General features: G+C 47.3%; 17 protein-coding genes. 15 read left to right on the top strand and 2 right to left on the bottom strand.

Features of this window, described 5'->3' with window-relative positions:
- The first annotated feature begins 11 nt into the window (after positions 1 to 11).
- From KU855_RS05645 to KU855_RS05590, 13 genes are all read left to right on the top strand, one after another.
- Positions 12 to 845, top strand: a complete 834-nt coding sequence (locus KU855_RS05645) for a DUF692 domain-containing protein (RefSeq protein WP_218529330.1) — start codon at positions 12 to 14, stop codon at positions 843 to 845.
- Positions 845 to 1591: a DUF2063 domain-containing protein gene (locus tag KU855_RS05640; protein WP_218529329.1), complete on the top strand. Its 747-nt coding sequence runs from the start codon at positions 845 to 847 to the stop codon at positions 1589 to 1591. Before KU855_RS05645 ends, KU855_RS05640 begins: the two co-directional genes overlap by 1 nt.
- 79 nt (positions 1592 to 1670) lie before the next feature.
- On the top strand, positions 1671 to 1799 hold the full coding sequence (locus tag KU855_RS18830) for a hypothetical protein (protein WP_256260894.1): 129 nt from the start codon (positions 1671 to 1673) through the stop codon (positions 1797 to 1799).
- A 50-nt stretch (positions 1800 to 1849) separates the two neighbouring features.
- Positions 1850 to 2221 carry a YbaN family protein gene (locus tag KU855_RS05635; RefSeq protein ID WP_218529328.1) on the top strand — a complete coding sequence of 124 codons (372 nt, stop codon included), beginning with the start codon at positions 1850 to 1852 and terminating at the stop codon, positions 2219 to 2221.
- 118 nt (positions 2222 to 2339) lie between these two features.
- Positions 2340 to 2735, top strand: a complete 396-nt coding sequence (locus tag KU855_RS05630; RefSeq protein WP_218529327.1) for a response regulator — start codon at positions 2340 to 2342, stop codon at positions 2733 to 2735.
- An 86-nt stretch (positions 2736 to 2821) separates the two neighbouring features.
- Complete coding sequence (gene apt / locus KU855_RS05625) at positions 2822 to 3373, top strand: adenine phosphoribosyltransferase (RefSeq protein WP_218529326.1); 552 nt, start codon at positions 2822 to 2824, stop codon at positions 3371 to 3373.
- Between the two features lie 124 nt (positions 3374 to 3497).
- On the top strand, positions 3498 to 6128 hold the full coding sequence (gene dnaX / locus KU855_RS05620; protein ID WP_218529325.1) for a DNA polymerase III subunit gamma/tau: 2631 nt from the start codon (positions 3498 to 3500) through the stop codon (positions 6126 to 6128).
- 93 nt (positions 6129 to 6221) lie between these two features.
- Positions 6222 to 6551 (top strand): YbaB/EbfC family nucleoid-associated protein, encoded by a 330-nt coding sequence (locus tag KU855_RS05615; RefSeq protein ID WP_218529324.1) that lies wholly within the window; start codon positions 6222 to 6224, stop codon positions 6549 to 6551.
- 7 nt (positions 6552 to 6558) lie between these two features.
- The gene (gene recR / locus KU855_RS05610) at positions 6559 to 7158 is read left to right on the top strand and encodes a recombination mediator RecR (protein ID WP_218529323.1); all 600 of its coding nucleotides are present in this window, start codon (positions 6559 to 6561) and stop codon (positions 7156 to 7158) included.
- A 128-nt stretch (positions 7159 to 7286) separates the two neighbouring features.
- A complete protein-coding gene (gene htpG, locus KU855_RS05605; RefSeq protein ID WP_218529322.1) occupies positions 7287 to 9194 on the top strand; it encodes a molecular chaperone HtpG in 1908 nt (635 codons plus the stop codon).
- A 48-nt stretch (positions 9195 to 9242) separates the two neighbouring features.
- On the top strand, positions 9243 to 10088 hold the full coding sequence (locus KU855_RS05600; RefSeq protein ID WP_218529321.1) for a tetratricopeptide repeat protein: 846 nt from the start codon (positions 9243 to 9245) through the stop codon (positions 10086 to 10088).
- A 100-nt stretch (positions 10089 to 10188) separates the two neighbouring features.
- Positions 10189 to 10833: an adenylate kinase gene (gene adk / locus KU855_RS05595; RefSeq protein ID WP_218529320.1), complete on the top strand. Its 645-nt coding sequence runs from the start codon at positions 10189 to 10191 to the stop codon at positions 10831 to 10833.
- Positions 10834 to 11020: 187 nt separating this feature from the next.
- Positions 11021 to 12325, top strand: coding sequence for an inosine/guanosine kinase (locus KU855_RS05590; RefSeq protein ID WP_218529319.1), 1305 nt, complete (start codon positions 11021 to 11023; stop codon positions 12323 to 12325).
- Between the two features lie 59 nt (positions 12326 to 12384).
- Here the strand turns inward: KU855_RS05590 and KU855_RS05585 are convergent, their stop codons facing one another.
- The gene (locus tag KU855_RS05585) at positions 12385 to 13701 is read right to left on the bottom strand and encodes a dicarboxylate/amino acid:cation symporter (protein WP_218529318.1); all 1317 of its coding nucleotides are present in this window, start codon (positions 13699 to 13701) and stop codon (positions 12385 to 12387) included.
- 216 nt (positions 13702 to 13917) lie between these two features.
- Between KU855_RS05585 and KU855_RS05580 the strand changes: the two genes are divergently transcribed.
- The gene (locus KU855_RS05580) at positions 13918 to 16317 is read left to right on the top strand and encodes an Ig-like domain-containing protein (RefSeq protein WP_218529317.1); all 2400 of its coding nucleotides are present in this window, start codon (positions 13918 to 13920) and stop codon (positions 16315 to 16317) included.
- A 48-nt stretch (positions 16318 to 16365) separates the two neighbouring features.
- Here KU855_RS05580 and astB read toward each other — a convergent pair whose 3' ends face one another.
- Positions 16366 to 17700 (bottom strand): N-succinylarginine dihydrolase, encoded by a 1335-nt coding sequence (gene astB, locus KU855_RS05575; RefSeq protein WP_218529316.1) that lies wholly within the window; start codon positions 17698 to 17700, stop codon positions 16366 to 16368.
- Between the two features lie 379 nt (positions 17701 to 18079).
- Between astB and topA the strand changes: the two genes are divergently transcribed.
- Positions 18080 to 20731, top strand: a complete 2652-nt coding sequence (gene topA / locus KU855_RS05570; RefSeq protein WP_218529315.1) for a type I DNA topoisomerase — start codon at positions 18080 to 18082, stop codon at positions 20729 to 20731.
- The last annotated feature ends 13 nt before the right edge of the window (positions 20732 to 20744 follow it).

Here is a 20744-nt window from a genome sequence, read left to right as displayed (position 1 = left end):
AAGGACGAGTTATGCCCAAAGCCAGTTGTGCCGGATTAGGATTGCGGCGAGAGATGCTGAATGAGTTTTGCCAATCTGTGCCTGATGCCATTGATTTCTTTGAGGTTGCTCCTGAAAATTGGATGACACTTGGTGGCAAATATGGCAAACAGTTTAGTCAATTAACTGAACAACATCGTTTTTTTTGCCACGGTTTATCGTTATCGGTCGGTGGCCCCGCCCCTGTGGATGTTGAGTTTGTTAAAGCGGTTAAGCACTTCCTTGAACAGCATAATATTGAGTGTTATTCAGAACACTTAAGTTATTGCTCAGGCGAGGGGCATCTTTATGATCTAATGCCGATCCCGTTTACTAGCGAAGCAGTGAGCCATGTTGCCGAACGTGTAAAGTTAATCCAAGATATCTTAGAGCGACCATTGATCCTGGAAAACGTGTCTTTTTATTCTGCCCCAGGTGCAGAAATGAGCGAGCAGGCCTTTGTATGCGAAGTCCTCAATGAAGCCGATTGCGGCTTATTATTAGATGTCAATAATATTTATGTTAATGCCACCAATCATGGTTATGATGCCCATCAATTCTTAGCGGCCATGCCCACGGATAGAATTCGCTATTTGCATGTGGCGGGACATTATCAACAAGCCCCAGATTTGATCATCGATACCCATGGCGCCAATATTAATGCGCCGGTTTGGCAGTTATTGGCAGAGTGTTACGCCATTCATGGGGTGTTTCCAACCCTGCTCGAGCGTGATTTTAATTTGCCAACCACGGCACAATTATTAACTGAAATAGATCAGATCAGCTTACTGCAGCAACAAGCTCTGGTTAAACAAAGGATTGCTTAATGGACTTCAAACAAATACAACAATCCTTTATTGATTACATTAAAGATCCGAGTCAAGCGCTGCCGCTAGGCACAGAACAGCGTCATATGCAGGTTTACCGTGACTTGTTTTACAATAACGTGCATGGCTTTGTGTCGAATGCTTTTCCGGTATTAAAAAGCTTACACACCGCCAGTGATTGGGACCAAAGAGTTAACCTATTTTTTGCCCATCATGATTGCCATAGCCCACTCTTTGTAGATATTGCAGGTGAGTTTATGCAATTTCTACAACAACAACCGCCATCCTTTTTTAAGTGGCCGTTTGAGTTAGAGTTGGCGCATTATGAATGGCAAGAGTTGGTGGTGGCAGTGGCGGCTAATGAACCGCAGGCTAACGTATTGTTGCCACAAGAAGTGGCTGATTATGTTATCCGTTTGGCGCCTTTTGCCGTTGTACTGAGTTATCACTACCCAGTACAACATATCAGTCAAGATTTTATTCCGCAGACCGTGGCTGAGCAGCCGCAACACTTTTGTATTTATCGAGATCATCAAGATCAAGTGCAATTTTTGCAGTTAACCCAGCTGGCGGCGCAAGCCTTGTTTATCTTGCAACAACAGCCGGCATCGTTAACCTATGTGAGTGACGCTTTAGCGCAACATTACCCCAGTGTTGACCCTGTCCAAATTCAGCAAGGATTAATGTCATTGCTATCATCCTTGGCTGAATTAGGAATATTGCGCAAAAGTGAGGCAGTTGGTTGAATATGAGTAATAATGTGATTGTGCTCACAATTTTTCGTCAGCATAATGCCAAGGTCAAATAATACAAAGGATGTTAGCTATGCAATCGGAATTTAAAGACCCTTTCAATGCGCTGTATTTGCTTGTTTTCGTACTACTGCTATTACTGCCTACCTTGCCCGCGACATTGTCATGGCTTAAAGTAGCCGGCATTATTCCCTATTATTAAACCTAGATGATTAGGTGGCCAGATGACTACTGGCCCATGTCGGATGATTCATGATCTTTAAGCGTGGTTTATTATTGCTGGTTGGCCTCATTAGTTTAGGGTTAGGTTTTGCTGGGGTTTTTCTACCGGTATTGCCGACGGTACCCTTTATTTTGTTATCGGCCTTTTGTTTTGCACGCTCGAATGAACGTTTGCACTCATGGTTAATGTCTCATCCATGGTTTGCAGAAGGTTTACAAAATTGGGCGCAGCATCGGGCGATGCAGCCCAGCTTGAAACGCAAAGCCGTGATCATGAGTAGTCTCAGTTTTATGATCAGCATTTACTTTGTTCCCCTGTTTTGGGTCAAAATTTTCCTACTCTGTTGTTTCTCAATGTTAATGTTATTTCTCTGGCGTATCCCGACGCTGGAAGAATCGTGATTTGTACGTATTTATTTACACTCATTGGCGTGCGTTATCGCACACTCTCATGCGCTAATCATGAAATTCTTAGCTAACTAGCTTAAAATCCGCGCCATCGAGATTACAAGGTGTAAATATGGCATTCAGAATACTTGTCGTCGATGACAATAAAATCAGTCGAGAAACAGTACAAACCTTACTTGTTGACGCTGGCTGGCTGGTGGATGGTGTTGATAACGCAATACAAGCGTTAGCTAATATTAACCACACAGATTACGATTTAGTGATAACTGGCTATTATATGCCCGTTATTGATGGACCTCATCTCACCGGGCTCATTAAAACCCGTCATGATAGTGCCGACCTTCCGGTGATCATGCTTAGTACCCGTAGCGAAGCCGATGTGGCGGCGGCTATGGATATGCAATTACTCTCGATGTTTCTGCGCAAACCGCTAAATTGTGATGCGAAACGACAATTACTCGATCACATCTCGACACTCATAGTTGCAACGAGTGGCAAAGCGGCATAAGCTTGTGCCGGATATTAAAGTAGTCCACCTTTGAGTGGACTTTTTTGTTTGTAGACCGGTCTAACCGGCGGAAGAAGTAAGTGGATATGGCGATGAATTCTGAAAGCTTGGCGTTGATTAAACACAGCATTAAAACAATTCCTAATTACCCAAAACCAGGAATTATGTTCCGTGATGTCACCAGTTTAATGGAAGACCCTCAAGCCTACAAAGCAACCATAGACATTATGGTCGCTCATTACCAAGGGATGGGTTTCACTAAAATTGTAGGCACCGAAGCGCGCGGTTTTTTATTTGGCGCCCCTTTAGCATTAGCACTGAACATTGGTTTTGTGCCTGTCCGTAAGCCTGGCAAGTTACCACGTGCAACGATCGCCGAAAGTTATGAGCTAGAATACGGCCATGACACCTTAGAAATTCATCAAGATGCTATTGTTGCCGGTGACAAGGTATTAGTGGTTGATGATCTGCTGGCCACTGGCGGAACAATTGAAGCAACAGTGAAGCTTATTCGTCGTTTAGGCGGAGAAGTCGCTCATGGTGCATTTGTGATCTCTTTACCTGAATTAGGTGGTGAAGCGCGTTTACAAGCTTTAGGTCTTGACGTACTTAAACTGTGTGAATTTGACGGCGAATAAAAAAGCACACGCTTTCATGCCGCAAGGCACCATGTGGCAAGCTTGAGCTTTGCGTGATATGGTGCCAATATCGAGCAAAATATAGCGGAGCTTGCTCCCAATCTCATCTTATTTGGGGAGTCTCATGTCCTATCAGGTGTTAGCCAGAAAATGGCGCCCTGCCACATTCGAGCAAATGGTTGGTCAATCTCATGCCTTACAGGCATTGACTAATGCTTTGCAACAGCAACGTTTACATCATGCTTATCTGTTTACAGGAACCCGAGGCGTCGGTAAAACCAGCTTGGCACGGTTGTTTGCCAAAGGGTTAAACTGCGAAACCGGAATTACTGCCAATCCTTGTGGTCAATGCAGCAGTTGTCTCGAAATTGCCGAGGGACGCTTTGTCGATTTAATTGAAGTTGATGCTGCCTCGAGGACTAAGGTCGATGATACGCGTGAATTGCTTGAGAATGTTCAATACCGTCCGAGTCGAGGTCGGTTCAAAGTGTACCTTATCGATGAGGTGCATATGCTCTCGCGTAGCAGCTTTAATGCCCTGCTTAAAACGCTAGAAGAGCCGCCAGAACATGTGAAATTTTTATTGGCCACCACGGACCCGCAAAAACTACCGGTAACCGTGTTGTCCCGCTGCCTGCAATTTAACCTTAAGAGCTTGGGACTGGATGATATCTTAGGTCAATTACAACATGTCTTGGCCGAAGAAACTATCCCATTTGATGATGCCGCGTTACAACTGATTGCTAAGGCGGCTAATGGCAGTATGCGTGATGCCTTAAGCTTAACAGACCAGGCTATCGCCTATGGGGCGGGAACTGTCGCTCACCAACAAGTTCAAACCATGCTTGGCACCTTAGATGCTCAGCATATTCAAGCCATGCTGGCGGCATTAGTCGCGGGCGACTCTGTCGGGTTATTGACCTTAGCGGCAGAGGCGTTGAGTTACGGCGGTGATGCTGAAGAGATCCTGCGCAGCTTACTTGAACAACTACATCAAATTGCCTTGTGTCAATTTGCGCCGGCTTGCGCTCAACTCAGTCTATATGGCGATCAACTACTGCCATTCACCGAACAGTTAAGTCCGCAGCAAGTGCAAATGTATTATCAGATGCTGCTGCAAGGGCGCAAAGATTTACCCTTTGCACCGGATCCGCGCTCCGGGTTGGAGATGGCGTTATTGCGTGCTTTGGTTTTTGAGCCCGATAGCGATCCTGACGGTTCAAGCCCAAGTTCATCGAGTCAACATAGCGAAAAATCCACGGCAGAGCGGTCCTCGTCCGCCAAGGGTAAGCAGGCTTTTAACCAGTTGTCACAGCAGTTACAACAGTCATTAGCGAAACCTGATGTGCCGCCCTCGCTGGCTAAGCGCCCAGAATCACGTGCGGCAACAACGGCAGTGAACGCAGCTGACATGCAAGCGCAACCCGCTTCTAGCTCAACCTCTACTCAAGCCACTAGCGCAGATGTCGGCTCACGCGTAGGAAGCGACCAAGCCAGCCAGCAGGCCGACGCCGTTGTAGGCGCTGATGAGTTGCCATTAATGGCCGATGACGGCCCTGATGAGCGCATGTTGGCCGAACAATCCTTGATCATGAGTCAGGCGGTCTCTCAGGGCTTCCACGATGAGTTTAGCGATTATCAGACGCAACACGCGCCTAGCACGGATGATAGTTATTACGCTTATGCCAGTAGTTTTGGCGGCGAGCAATCGCAAGCGGCGGAACACTCGCAAGCGGCGGAGCAATCGCGAGACGTCTCTGCGCCTGCAAGCATCGATGTAACCCCAAAGGCCAATGCTCACGCCAACTCTGAGGCTGCGGATGTTGACCCGCTCGATGACATGTTGGATTTGGTGCTCAAATCACAAGCCGAGCTCCTATCTTCAATCGCCCCAGTGGCGCTGAGCGCTGACACTGAATATAAACCAAGTGCTTTGGCTAGGGTAGGTGATATAAAAAAGCGTGACGCTGGCGCCAGCGCTAAAGCAACCGCTGACGATAGCGGCGCACCGGTGTTAGATGCTGATGACTCCACTGTCGCAGCGCATGGGGCGGATGCCTTGCCAAGTGACTCGCCAGTGCTGCCAACGGCTCCCGAGATGAATAAGCCAAACTCGACGGCCGATGAGCACGCTTGTCGGCCACCTTGGGAAGCACCTGCTGAGGTCGTTGTCGACGCTGCGGCGTCGAGCCCTCTTGATTTGGAGGCAAAGCATCCCCATGTTATCCCTCAAGCGGCAACGGCTGTAGCGAACACCCGCGCGGCCAGCCAATTAATGGTGCCTGACTTCGAGCCCAGCGGTGATGCCTTAGATTTGCATTGGTACAAACAAATGTCGCACATTGCGGTCGGGGGGCGCGTTAGACAGTTAGCGGTCAATTCGGTATGCGTTCATTGGTCTAATGAACAGGTCAATTTATTGCTAAAACCGGATCAAAAACACTTAGGTGCAGCCAATGCCATTGAGCAACTGCGGCAAGCCTTAGTGCCGATTCTGTCGCCGACCTTGGTATTAGCTATCGAGGTAGGCGTTGATCAGCAACATGAGACGCCTCGGGAAATGCGCCATCGCTTCCATCGGCAATTATTAGATCAAGCCAGAAATGCCTTGTTGAATGATGAACAGGTCAATTGGTTGCAGACCATGTTGGCGGCCACCTTGGATGAGGATTCGCTCAGTTATCCTGCGGAGCTATTAACCGCAGTTGCGCAGCAGATCCCATCCTTAGCCGCTGACAGAATAAATGCATCATGATCCGAGTCAACACAGTTGGCCAATGATGATGTTTTCAGTAAGATTAGCCCCTAAGTGGGATAAGCCCAACATTTTGATAAAGAGATAAGTATTATGTTTGGAAAAGGCGGAATGGGTAACCTGATGAAACAGGCCCAAATGATGCAAGACAAAATGGCCAAGATGCAGGAAGAAATTGCTCGCATGGAAATCACTGGTGAAGCCGGTGCCGGATTGGTTAAGGTCACCATGACAGGATCGCACAATGTTCGTAAAGTGGATATTGATCCTAGCCTGCTCGAAGATGATAAAGAAATGCTCGAAGATCTGATCGCCGCGGCTTGCAATGATGCCGCTCGTCGCATTGAAGAGAATCAGAAGACTAAAATGGCTGAAGTTACCGGTGGAATGCAATTACCACCGGGCATGAAAATGCCTTTCTAAGTTTCTGATGAAATTTAGTCCTCTGGTTGATGAGTTAGTGCAAGCACTGAAGTGCTTGCCTGGGGTTGGGCCAAAATCGGCACAACGTATGGCTTTTTCGTTATTGGAACGTAATCGTAATGCTGGGCTTGCGCTGGCTGAAACATTAGCGTCTGCCATGCGTGATGTCGGTCATTGTCGTCAGTGCCGCAACTTTACCGAGCAAGAAACTTGCCCCATTTGTGCGAGTCCTAAGCGGGGTCAGTCTGAGCTTGTTTGTGTGGTAGAAACTCCTGCCGATGTGCTCGCGATTGAAGCTGGTGGTCATTTTAGTGGTCGCTACTTCGTGTTGCTCGGCCACTTGTCTCCCTTGGATGGTGTGGGTCCGCATGAGCTTGGTTTAGCGTTACTCGAAGAGCAGTTAGCCTGTGGCGGCATTAGTGAGTTGATCCTCGCGACCAACCCCACGGTAGAAGGTGATGCCACCGCGCACTATATTGCGGATATCGCTCGACGTTATCAGGTCAGCATTTCTCGTATTGCCCACGGTGTTCCTGTTGGCGGCGAGCTAGAATACGTTGATAGCACCACCTTAGCCTTGTCATTTACTGGGCGCCTGCCTTTGTAAACTAGGTTTAAGTGAATGAAAAAAGACCCTATATTGGGTCTTTTTTGTTTTTTACCCTTGAAATATTGTTGGCTAACCCCATCTTGGTTATATCGAATTTGTATTTGTGTAACACAAGGGAAATTTTCATGTCTCAACAAGAAACACTCGGTTTTCAAACAGAAGTAAAGCAACTTTTGCATTTGATGATCCACTCTTTGTATTCCAATAAAGAGATTTTTCTGCGTGAATTGATCTCAAACGCAGCCGATGCCGCCGATAAATTACGCTACCTAGCGCTCACCAATGATGCCCTGTATGAAGGGGATGGTGAATTAAGGGTTCGCCTTAGCACGGATAAAGAGCAAGGCACCATCACCATTGAAGATAATGGTATCGGTATGAACCGCGAGAGTGTGATTGAGCATTTAGGCACGATTGCTAAATCTGGCACCTCAGACTTTTTTAGCCACTTATCTGGTGATGCCGCCAAAGATTCGCAACTGATTGGCCAGTTCGGTGTCGGCTTTTATTCTGCGTTTATCGTGGCCGATAAAGTGACTGTGACTAGCCGCGCGGCGGGTGATAGTGCTGATAAAGGTGTTAAATGGCAATCTTGCGGCGAAGGTGACTTTACCGTAGAAGATATTGTTAAAGCGGAACGTGGTACCAAAATTGTTCTGCATTTACGCGAAGACGATAAAGAATTTGCCGATGACTACCGCCTTAACTCCATCATCACCAAGTACTCCGATCATATCTCCATTCCGGTTGAAATGTGGCAAGAAGGTAGCCCTGAGCGTGAAGAAGATGGCGAAACCATCGCGGCAGTGCCAGGGGAGTGGAAAACCAAGAACAAGGCATCCGCGTTGTGGTTACGCAGTAAATCTGACGTGAGTGATGAAGAGTACCAAGAGTTCTACAAATATTTATCGCATGACTTTAGCGATGCGCTGAGTTGGAGCCACAATAAAGTTGAAGGTAATCAAGAGTACACTAGCTTGCTGTATATCCCTGCTAAGGCGCCTTGGGATATGTGGAACCGTGATCGTAAACATGGCTTAAAATTGTTTGTACAACGGGTGTTCATCATGGATGACGCTGAGCAATTTATGCCGTCTTACTTACGCTTTGTACAAGGACTGCTAGATTCGAACGACTTGCCGTTAAACGTATCGCGTGAGATTTTACAAGACAGTAAGGTGACCCGTAATTTACGTAACGCTTTGACTAAGCGTGTGCTTAGCATGCTTGAAAAGCTGGCCAAAGACGACAGCGACAAATATCAGCAATTCTGGACTGAATTTGGTCAGGTGTTAAAAGAAGGTCCAGCGGAAGACTATGCTAATCGTGAGAAAGTTGCTGGTTTGTTACGTTTTGCGTCAACGCTTAATGATAGTGCAGCCCAGACCGTGTCGTTAGACGATTATATTAGTCGTATGAAAGATGGCCAAAAGCACATTTATTACATCGTTGCTGATAGCTATGCCGCCGCGGCTAATAGCCCCCATTTAGAATTACTGCGTAAAAAAGGCATTGAAGTCTTATTAATGTCTGAGCGTATTGATGAATGGCTGGTTAATCATCTGCATGATTACAAAGAGAAATCCTTGCACAGTGTCAGCCAAGGCGATTTGGATTTAGGTGATCTCGAAGATGCACAAGAAAAACAAGCCCAAGAGCAATTAGCTGAAGAAAGCAAAGGCTTAGTTGAGCGTGTTACCGCGGCATTAGGCGATAAAGTCAGTGCCGTTAAAGTGACAACTCGTTTGACCGATACCCCGGCATGCGTGGTATCAGCCGAAGGGGAAATGTCAACGCAAATGATTAAGTTGATGCAGGCGGCAGGACAAGCGGTGCCTGAGTCTAAACCTACATTTGAACTGAACCCAAGCCATCCGTTGGTGGCAAGACTGATTGATATGCAAGATGAGCAAGCTTTTACTGACTGGAGTGAGTTGTTATTACAACAAGCCTTGCTGTCAGAGAAGGGATCATTAGCCGACCCATCGACGTTCATTAAATTGATGAACCAAATGTTACTGCAAAAAGATTGATCATAATAAGGGCCACCCAGCGGTGGCCCTTATTTCTAAGGATTGCTTATGAATGGCGTAATTGATTTAACCAAAGAAAATATTCAGCAAGTGGTTGATGCTTCGATGCAGCAGCTGGTGGTGCTGGCTTTTTGGTCACCGTCAGAACCTACAAGTTTGGCCGTACTTGAGCAATTAAGTATTGCTCAACCTCGTGGGTTTTTGTTAGCTAAGGTTAACTGTGATACTGAAATGGAAATTGCCGGTTATTTCCGTATTCAAACCTTGCCAACCTTAATGTTATTGCAGCAAGGCCAACCAGTCGATGCGTTAATGGCCCCCATGAGCACTGAGATGGTTGGCGCATTACTGGATAAACATGTCCAACCGTTATGGCAGCTGCAGTTGGCTCAAGCGATGGCTATGCTGCAAGCTGAGGATGACAGTCAATTAGCCGCCGCCTTGGCTTTACTGCAACAGGCGCAGCAATCACATCCATGTGATGAAGTGTCATTAGCGATGGCTGATGTGTACCTGCAGCAGCAAGATATCGCCCAGGCCGAACAGTTACTGAGCCAAGTGGGTCTAGCGGGCCAAGATGGCTATTATGCCAATCTTGTGGCCAAGTTAGCCTTGGCCAAAGAGTCAACTGACAGCCCGGAGATCCGCGCGCTTGAGCAAGCATTGGCACAACTACCGGACTCTGCTGAAGCTCGCCAAGCGCTCGCTAAGGCATATCATCAGGTTCGTCGTGATGAAGATTCGTTGGCGATTTTGTTCGAAGTACTCCGTCGCGACATGAATGCCGCCGATGGTGAACTGAAAAAAACCTTTATGGAAATTATGACGGCATTGGGGCAGGGCAATAGTGTCGCTAATCAATACCGACGTAAACTCTATAGCTTATTGTATTAGCGCGGACTCATTCTAAAGTCTAATGAAAATTCCTTCTATCCTGTGGTTATATATGCGAAGATCACGGACTTTAATTATTCGTGCAAAAGAGGACTCTTGAATGCGCATTATCCTATTGGGCGCCCCCGGTGCCGGTAAAGGTACTCAGGCTCAATTTATTATGGAGCATTTTGGTATTCCCCAAATCTCCACTGGTGATATGTTGCGTGCAGCAGTGAAAGCGGGCACCCCGCTGGGACTGGAAGCCAAGAAAGTCATGGATGCGGGTCAATTAGTGTCTGACGACCTGATCATTGGATTGGTAAAAGAGCGAATTGCAGCCGATGATTGCACTAACGGTTTTCTGTTAGACGGTTTCCCTCGTACCATTCCCCAAGCAAATGCCATGGTTGAAAATGGTATTGCTGTAGATCACGTGATTGAAATTGATGTGCCTGACGAAGAAATCGTTAAGCGTATGTCGGGTCGTCGTGTGCACCCAGGTTCAGGTCGTACTTATCATGTAGTATTTAATCCACCTAAAGTGGCGGATAAAGATGATGTGACCGGTGAAGACCTAGTGATCCGTCCTGATGATGAAGAAACCACAGTACGTAAGCGTTTAGATATTTACCATGAGCAAACTAAGCCTCTGGTTGATTTTTACGGCGCGATGGCGGCTGCGGGGAATACTCAGTACCGTAAGTTTGATGGTACTCAAACCGTTGCCGCGGTCAGCGAGCAAATGGTTGCTGCGTTAAAGTAAATCGCCAATGACGCTATAAAAGCCTGCCGGTGTGCAGGCTTTTTTGTATTTGAATGGGGGGCAGTACTGGTGCATCGATTTATTTATGCTAGAATCTGCCGCCATTAGCAGCCCGTAGGTTGCATGGGGACAGACCTCTGTCTGTCTGTGACGGCGTGCACGGAAGCCAGTAATTAGAGAACCCAGAATGAAGTTTCCCGGTCAGCGTAAATCTAAGCATTATTTTCCCGTTAAAACCCGAGACCTTTTACTCGCACAACTGACTCAACAGCCAGAACCTTTTTCTGCTTACATCACAGGTATTGATCAGACCTTAGTGGATATTGAAGCGAAAGTAGAAGATGCATTGCTTGAACGCTATCAGCTGCCTAAGGGGAATTCGACCTTAATTAATGACGAGCAGGCACATCAACTTTATCAAGAGCTTAGAACCAAGCAAATGATCAGTGATGAGTTTGCTGGTGGCACCATTGGTAACACGGTTCATAACTATTCTATCCTTGCTGATGATCGTTCGGTGTTATTTGGGGTAATGAGTCAGAACATTGAAGTCGGTAGTTACGCCTATCGCTACCTTTGTCATACCTCATCTAAGGTAGATTTAAATTATTTACAACCAGTCGATGGGCCTATTGGCCGTTGCTTCACGCTGATCTCTGAATGTGGCGAGCGCACGTTCGCCATCAGTAAAGGCTCAATGGATAAACTGACCCCTGAGTTTATTCATTGTGATGTGATCCAAGGGGCCAGTGCCTTAGTGTTAACCGCCTATTTAATGCGCGCGAGCGAAGGCGATGGCATCACTGATGCTGCCATGAAAGCGATTGAATATGCCAAAGCGGCCGATGTTCCTGTGGTGTTGACCTTAGGTACCCGCTTTTTAATTGCCGAAGATCCTAAATGGTGGCAGGACTTTATTTCGGAGCATGTGACCATATTGGCCATGAACGAGGACGAAGCGGAAGCGCTCACTGGCTTTAGCGATCCTTTGCTGGCGTGTGAAAGTGCCCTTGACTGGTGTGATATGATTCTACTCACTGCCGGCCCCATCGGTTTATACACTGCAGGGTATACCGAAGAGAGCCAAAAACGTGAAACGCAGCATACCTTGTTACCGGGCGCTATTCCTGAATTCAACCGTTATGAATTCTCGCGACCTATGATGAAAGCCGACTGTGTCACCCCGTTGAAAGTGTACGCGCATATTTCGCCATATATGGGTGGCCCTGAGCGGATCCGTAACACCAATGGTGCCGGAGATGGGGCTTTATCAGCCTTGTTACATGATTTATCGGCTAACGATTTTCATAAAACCAATGTGCCAGGTTCAAGCAAGCATAAACGTGAAGGTTTATGTTATTCCTCATTCTCGCAAATTTGTAAGTACGCAAACCGCGTGGCCTATGAAGTCTTAGCGCAGCATAGTCCGCGTTTGTCGCGAGGCTTACCTGAGCGTGAAGATAGTCTAGAAGAGTCATACTGGGGCCGATAACCCTTTGGTCTATAAAAAAAGCGCCCTCAGGCGCTTTTTTTCTATGTCCTTAATGATGATCAACTGGCACGATGCACTTGATCATCAAAACTTCCCGCAGTTTTTCCTGCTTGAGGGTCGTTGAAAATCTCTTGATTAAATTCACCTTCAGATTTGGCAATAATCACAGTAGCCACTGAGTCACCAGTGACATTGACCGCCGTGCGAACCATGTCCAGCAAGCGGTCGACCCCAATAATTAAGGCTATGCCTTCGACTGGCAGCCCGACTTGATTGAGCACCATGGCTAACATGATCAAACCGACACCGGGAACCCCCGCCGTTCCAATAGAAGCTAAGGTGGCAGTCACTACCACCATAAAGTAATCCGTGATGGTTAATTCGACCCCAAACACCTGAGCAATAAATACAGTGGCGACCCCTTGCATAATGGCGGTGCCATCCATATTGATGGTCGCGCCTAATGGCAGGGTGAATGAAGCAACCTTGTTATCGGCCCCTAAGCGGTGCTCCGCCGTTTCAATGGTCACAGGTAATGTGGCATTGGAGCTTGCCGTACTAAAGGCGAATAACTGCACATCGCGCATTTTGCGAATAAAGGTGAACGGGTTTAATCCAGAGAACAACTTCAACAGGATGGGATAAACCACTAAGCCATGGAAAAGTAGCACCATTAACACCACGACAAAGTACTTTAATACACTGCCAAAGGTCTCAAGACCTAAGGTTAATGCGAGCTTAGCCATTAAAGCGGCAACGCCATAAGGTGCAAGCTGCATGATTAAGGTCACCACCCGCATGATCACTTCGTTTAAATCATCAAATAATGCAGCAATTCGCTTGCCGCGCTCACCAATGTGGGCAATGGCAAAACCAAAAATAACTGCAAAAATAATAATTTGGAGCATGTTACCTTGGCTCATGGCTTGCAGAGGATTGGTCGGCACAATATTGATCAATACTTCCGATAAGCTTGGGGCATCTTTGGCGACGAACTGCATATTTTCCGTGGTGGCTAGCGACGCATTACCGGGGTGGATAACCACCGCAGCCAAAATGGAGACGGTTAGTGCAATCGCCGTGGTGAATAAATAAAACCCGATGGTTTTGCTACCCAATCGACCTAATTTTGACGGTTCGCTTAACGAACAAGTACCACAAACTAAGGAAATGAAGACTAAAGGAACGACTAGCATTTTCAAGCTGGAGATGAAAATAGTGCCGATAACATGGAGAAAACCGTCAGTGATATATTCTTGAACAATCTCATTGGCTGGGAAAATATTTCGCAGTAGCAGACCAAAAATAATACCCGCTGACATGCCCAGCAATATTTTAGCTGTCAGCCCTAATTTGTTGTGTTTTTTTTCACTCATTGTGATTCCTGTTCAAATATTGTCATTATTATTTTAAACGATGTAAAGACTAGCAAGATTCAAGGCCGAAGAGAATAAGTAAAATTCGTTATATTGTTGTGATCTTGCGGGCTTTTCATATTATTATGTAAGCAATGTTGCGCGGTAATTTCTGTTTGTGTGATTTTGGTGGCGCAATAATTAATAATATTCATGGACAACACGGGGAGTCTGGCAATGATGTCAGCGTTAAGGAACTTTACCGCCCTTACTTTGGCGGTGCTATTAGCAGCATGTAGTGGCGGAGGAGACTTAAGTTCATCTGGTGGTGATCAGGAGCCTGAGCCAAGTAACTCCATCTCGGTGGTCATAGATAACACCACAATTTCACAAGAAAACCCTGCCCAGTTAACGGCAACGGTGACTGATAGTAATAATAATCCGTTGGCCAATGAACTGGTTACTTTCACCCTTAACGACAACAATCTTGGCACTCTGGTGCCGGCGATTGGTACGGCGGTGACACAAGCAGACGGCACTGCGGTGGTGTCCTTGTATACAGCTAGCACCGCTGGCGCCGGTAAGATCACCGCCAGTATCGGCACCGGTGAAAGTGCCGATGTGGCCTTTACTATGGTCGGTGATGGTGGGGATGTGACAGGAGGCGCACAAATAGCGTTAGCGCTGACCGATCAAAGTGGCAACCCCATCAGCACCATTAATAATCTTCTGCCTGGTCGCATTAAGGCCACGGTCTCGGGGATTAATAAGCCCGTGATAGTGACGTTCACCAGTACCAAGGGCGAATTGCCGATAGATACCGCTGTGACCAACGCTAATGGCGAGGCCGTGGTGGATATTTACGCGGGTAATAGCTTAGGTGCTGCCGCCGTGGTGGGGACCTTGTCCACCGGTGAAACTGCTGAAACCATCGTGGTGATTGGTGAAACCGCCCTAAATATGGGCAGTGGCACTCCCTTTGTCGATGGCCGAGCGGCGGTCAGCAGCCCGACATTGTCGGCAGGAGGCACTGCCAGTGTGTCTGTGGTTATTCAAGATGCCAATGGCGTCCCTTACAACCAACCTATTGATGTCATTTTTACCTCAACCTGTAGTAGCGCCATTACGCCTAAAGCGTTGTTGAGCTCACCAGTGCAAGCGGTCAACGGCGTCGCCACCAGTACCTATTTAGCGCAAGGCTGCCAGGGTGATGACATCATCAATGTAACAGCCAATGCCGGCGGCCTTAATTTATCGGCCACCGGTACGGTTAATGTACTCGCGGCTGACGTCGGTAGTATTGTGTTTGTATCAGCCACACCTAAAAATATTGGTATTTTAGGCACTGGTGGGGATGAATCATCCACCATAGTGTTTAAGGTGCTTGATACGAACGGCATCCCGGTCAGCAATCAGTCGGTTAATTTTAGCCTTAACACGGATGTGGGTGGCATCGCAGTCAACCCTGCTTCGGCGACAACCAATGGTCAAGGCTTAGTTCAAACTGTGATTAACTCAGGTACCGTGGCTACCAGTGTCAGAGTGACCGCGATTGTCGATGGCCCAACGCCTTTGATTTCGAGTCAATCGAGTGAACTGGTTGTCTCCACTGGCATTCCAGATCAAGACAGTTTTTCATTGTCTGCTTCCACCTTGAATGCCGAAGGCTGGGTTGTCGATGGCACCGAGGTCACCGTCACGGCTCGGTTGGCAGATGCTTACAATAACCCGGTTAAAGATGGCACTGCGGTGACCTTTACCACTGAAGGTGGCGCGATAGATCCATCGTGCACCACCCTCAACGGTGAATGTAGCGTGGTTTGGCGCAGCCAGCAGGCTCGTCCTGATGGCAATAAGTTGCCCGAGTTAGGCTTGTTGCCTCGCACCAACAACTTTATGGGCCAGTCTTATGGTGGTCGAGCTACCATTATTGCGACAGCTATTGGTGAAGAGTCTTTCCCTGATTCCAATGGTAATGGCCGTTTAGACGTGGCCGAAATGCCAATGTTCCTCAATGGGCTTGACGTCAGCGGTAATCGCTATGATTTGGATGAAGCCTTTATTGATCACAATGAAGATGGTGTGTTCAACCCGCAGCAAGCGGGTGGAGAATCTGGCGGGACCAATGAAGAGTTGGTTGATTTCGACAGTGATGGGGTATTTGATGTAGCGGATAATCTCTATAACGGCGTGCTTTGTTCTATTCCGGCACATTCAGGCTGTGCCGATGGAATCTCTAATCCACAATCAATCAATGTTCGCGCGAGCTTGGTGTTAGTGATGTCAGGCAGCGCGGCTTATGGCTCGACGCCGATAGTGACCGACAGTGGCGTTGATGATGGTGATGGGGTACTGGACATTGCTGGTAAGAGCACTGGCACCGTCAGCATAGTGATCAGTGACTTACATAATCAGCAAATGCCATCAGGCTCCATTGTCAGCTTTAGAGCCACCGCGGGCTCAGTGGTCAGTACCAGTGACTATACTTGGCCTTCGTCAAACTTCAATGGTGGTAGCGCTTTCGGCGTGGTCGTCAAAGGTGAAGATGAGCCTAACGCTGGTTCATTGATCATTGAGGTCACCTCACCGGCAGGCGTGGTCTCACCGGTGGCAACCATCCCGATTAATATTTATTAAGGGATGAAAAAATGGCGCCTTAGGCGCCATTTTTTATGACAACCATGGTTAGCGTTGAAACGCGTAGATACTGCCTAATCGCATAATTTGGGTCAATTCATCAAGCGCAGCACACGACTCTTGGTAGAGAGTAACATCCGCAAGATCGGTGGCGCATAAACGATCACGATAATGCTTATGTATCCATTGCGTGAGTTGCTGATATAGGTCATCGGTCAACAATGCCTGGGGGTTCACTGCCGCTAATTCTGCAGGGGTGAGGGCGACACGCAGGCGTAAACACGCCGGTCCACCGCCATTTTGCATGCTTTGTTTGACATCAAAATACTTGACCTGTTTGATGGGACTTCCGCGCTCAGGCAAGCTTTGTAAGTATTGATATACTTGCGGGTTTTCTTGGCAATCACTCGGCGCGATTAAGGCCATACTACCATCACCTAAGGTGACCAGTTGGGTATTAAATAAATAACTTCTTACCGCAGCATCGATGCTGACATCCTCAGTACTGACTTCGACGAGATGCAAGTCTCCTTGCATCTTTTGTTGTAATAGCGCTAATTCTGATGCGCTATTAAGGAACGCTTGTTGATGGTAAAACAATACGTTCTGGTTGCCGACGGCAATGACATCGTTATGGAATACACCTTGATCGATAACATCGGGATTCTGCTGAATGTAATGTACATAGCGGTCATCGAGTTGGTGTAAGCGCGCGATAGCCTCGCTTGCTTCCAAAGTTTGTCTCGCAGGAAAATGCTTGGGCGCTGGGCTGTTCGCTTGACTTGCTTTGCGACCGTAAACAAACAGTTCCACCCCCTGTTGACCATATTGGTGGCACAAACGGGTGTGATTAGCCGCGCCTTCATCGCCAAAATATGGATGCTCGGGTAAGTGCATATGATGCTGAAAATGGGCGGGATCTTTGAAAATTGCTTGGAGAATGCGGGCGGTTTGGCCCGGTTCAATGCTGCGGTGCAGCTTGTCGACCAAGTTAGCTGGAGTGAAATGGACTTTGCCATTGGCGCTATCACTACTGGGAGAAACGGTAGCGGCGTTGGCGGTCCACATGCAAGAAGCACTGCTAAAACTGTTGAGTAACTGCGGCGCATGGCTTGCTGCCTCGTGGAGCACCTTGGCATCGGTGCCGGCAAAACCGACACGTCGCAAGCTGGCAAGGTCGGGGCGTAGTTGTGGTGGGAGCATGCCCTGTACGAGACCCAGATCCGCGAGCGCTTTTGCTTTTTGTAATCCTTGTAATGCTGCGGCTTTAGGATTTGACACTGCCGCTGCATTATTTTGAGAGGCAACATTGCCAAATGACAGTCCCGCGTAGTTGTGGGTAGGGCCTACGAGCCCATCAAAATTAGCTTCCAGAGCAGTCATCTTGGTTCCTTGTAATTAGTTATTCTAGGGCAACAGTGGATTGTGATGTTGGTTTGGTAGTTATTTAAAATTAGCAACAGCTTTGTTGCGCGGCTGTAAAGTTGCCTCAGTATACGTGAGCGAGAGGTTCGTACAAGAGCGAGATAATTTGCTTAATCGCCTCTGCTTGGCCTAAAGTGCATAAGTATTTTCATTTGATGGTAAATAGTGAAAGAATAGTTTTTAATTACGCAATATTATTTTTTACAAAAACACATAAATTGTATAAAAATTGACTCGCTGGCGCATATATTCGAGGGATTCACTTGAAACTCGCGGTACAACCCTCTATATATGGAGCCATTTCCACCTTCCAGAGACCATTGGCGCGAATCATACTATGGGTAAATCGCTAGTAATTGTCGAATCACCGGCTAAAGCCAAGACCATTAATAAGTATCTTGGTAAAGAATTTATTGTTAAATCGAGCGTAGGTCATATTAGAGATCTACCCACATCTTCCTCGGTGTCTGAAGGCAATGGCGTAACGAAAACCGCTGCTGAAGTTCGTAAAATGTCTCCTGATGAAAAGGCGGAGTACAAGCGTGCGAAGGACAAATATAACTTAGTCACCCGGATGGGAGTCGATCCTGAGCATGGCTGGAAAGCCAAATATCAGATCTTACCCGGCAAAGAAAAAGTCGTAAAAGAACTGCAAGCATTGGCGGATTCGGCGGATAAAATCTATCTCGCAACGGATTTGGACCGCGAAGGTGAGGCGATTGCATGGCACTTGCAAGAGATCATCGGCGGCAATCCAGAGCGTTATCAACGTGTGGTCTTCAACGAAATTACCCAATCGGCGATTCAGGATGCCTTTAGCAAACCGGGTCAATTAGACACCAATATGGTCAATGCTCAGCAAGCCCGTCGTTTCCTCGACCGTGTGGTGGGCTTTATGGTGTCGCCATTGTTGTGGAAAAAAGTCGCGCGCGGATTATCGGCGGGGCGTGTGCAGTCAGTGGCTGTGCGGTTGGTGGTTGATAGAGAAAGTGAAATCAAAGCCTTCGTGCCTGAAGAGTTTTGGGATATTCATGCGGATTTGCTGACGCCTACTCAGCAAAACCTCACCATGCAAGTGGTGCGCTTTAAAGGGCAAGCATTTGAGCCAGTGACCAAAGCCGACGCCCAAGTGGCTGTCGATGCGTTAGGGTCACAGCAATTTACCTTGTTGGAGCGTGAAAACAAGGCGACTCAAAGTAAGCCTAGCGCTCCATTTATCACTTCGACCCTGCAACAAGCGGCGAGTACGCGTTTGGGCTTTGGGGTGAAAAAGACCATGATGATGGCACAGCGCTTATATGAGGCGGGTTACATCACTTATATGAGAACCGACTCCACGAATATCAGTCAGGAGGCGCTAGAGTCCGTCAGAGAGCTTATCTCTAAAGAGTTTGGAGCAAGTTACCTTCCTGAAGCTCCGTTGCGCTACGGTAGCAAAGAGGGCGCTCAAGAGGCTCACGAGGCCATTCGTCCATCGGATGTCAACGTTGAAGCGGCTTTCTTGAAAGATATGGAGCGAGATGCGCAGCGCTTATACGAACTGATCTGGCGCCAGTTTGTTGCCTGTCAGATGACCCAAGCTAAATACGATGCCACTCGGTTGACCGTCAAAGCTGGTGATTACGAACTGAAAGCCAATGGTCGAATTTTGAAATTTGATGGTTGGACGCGTGTTCAGCCAGCCTTGAAAAAGAAAAATGAAGAAGAAAAACTGTTGCCAGAGATTGCGGTAGGCGAATCACTAAGTCTCGAACATTTATCACCAAAACAACATTTTACAAAACCACCGGCGCGTTTCAGTGAGGCGTCTTTAGTCAAGGAATTAGAAAAACGTGGTATTGGTCGTCCATCGACCTATGCGACCATTATTTCGACCATTCAAGACCGTGGCTATGTCAAGGTTGAAAACCGCCGTTTTTATGCGGAAAAAATGGGTGAAATCGTCAGTGATCGCTTATTGCATAGCTTCAAAGAATTAATGAGTTATGACTTTACTGCGGGCATGGAGCAAACCTTAGATAACGTGGCTAAAGGTGAGCGTGATTGGAAACAAGTATTAGACGGTTTCTATCTTGATTTTGTTGAACAGCTGAATACCGCAGAACATGAGCCTGATGAAGGCGGTATGTTGCCCAATGAGATGGTGTTAACCGATATTCCTTGCCCGACCTGTGGCCGGCAAATGGGGATCCGAACGGGCACCACGGGCGTATTCTTAGGCTGTAGTGGCTATGCATTGCCGCCTAAAGAGCGCTGCAAAACCACTATGAATTTGACTTCTGGTGATGAAGCCATCACCTCATTGAGCGAAGATGCCGAAACCGATGCTTTACGTGCAAAGCATCGATGTGATGTTTGTGGTACGGCGATGGACTCTTATCTCATCGATGAAACCCGCAAATTGCATGTGTGTGGTAATAACCCAACTTGTGGGGGTTATGAAGTCGAGAAAGGGCAGTTCAAAATTAAGGGCTATGAAGGGCCATTGATCGAGTGCGATCGCTGTGGCAATGACATGGAGCTTAAAAACGGTCGCTTTGGTAAGTATTTTGGTTGCACCAATTCAGAGTGTAAAAACACTCGTAAATTGTTGAAAAATGGTGAAGCTGCACCACCAAAAGAAGATCCGATTTATTTGCCTGAGCTAAAGTGCACTAAGTCTGATGCGCACTTTGTACTGCGTGATGGGGCTGCCGGTATTTTCTTAGCCGCCAGTACTTTTCCAAAGTCTCGTGAAACTCGGGCACCGTTGGTTGAAGAGCTGGTGAAATACCGTGAATTATTATGGCCTAAGTATTTATACTTAGCTGATGCTCCTGCTACCGATGATGATGGTAATAAAGCACAAGTGAAATTTAGCCGTAAAACCAAAGAGCAATACGTGGCGACCGAAGTGGATGGCAAAGCCACCGGTTGGTCAGCTAAATATCTGGATGGTCAATGGGTGGCTGAAAACACCCGTAAGAAAAAGGCCAAAGAGACCAAGTAATTTGGTTTGCTTC

The organism is Shewanella sp. NIFS-20-20 (assembly GCF_019209865.1).
GTDB lineage: Bacteria > Pseudomonadota > Gammaproteobacteria > Enterobacterales > Shewanellaceae > Shewanella.
This window is presented reverse-complemented; position numbering and strand designations above follow the sequence as displayed.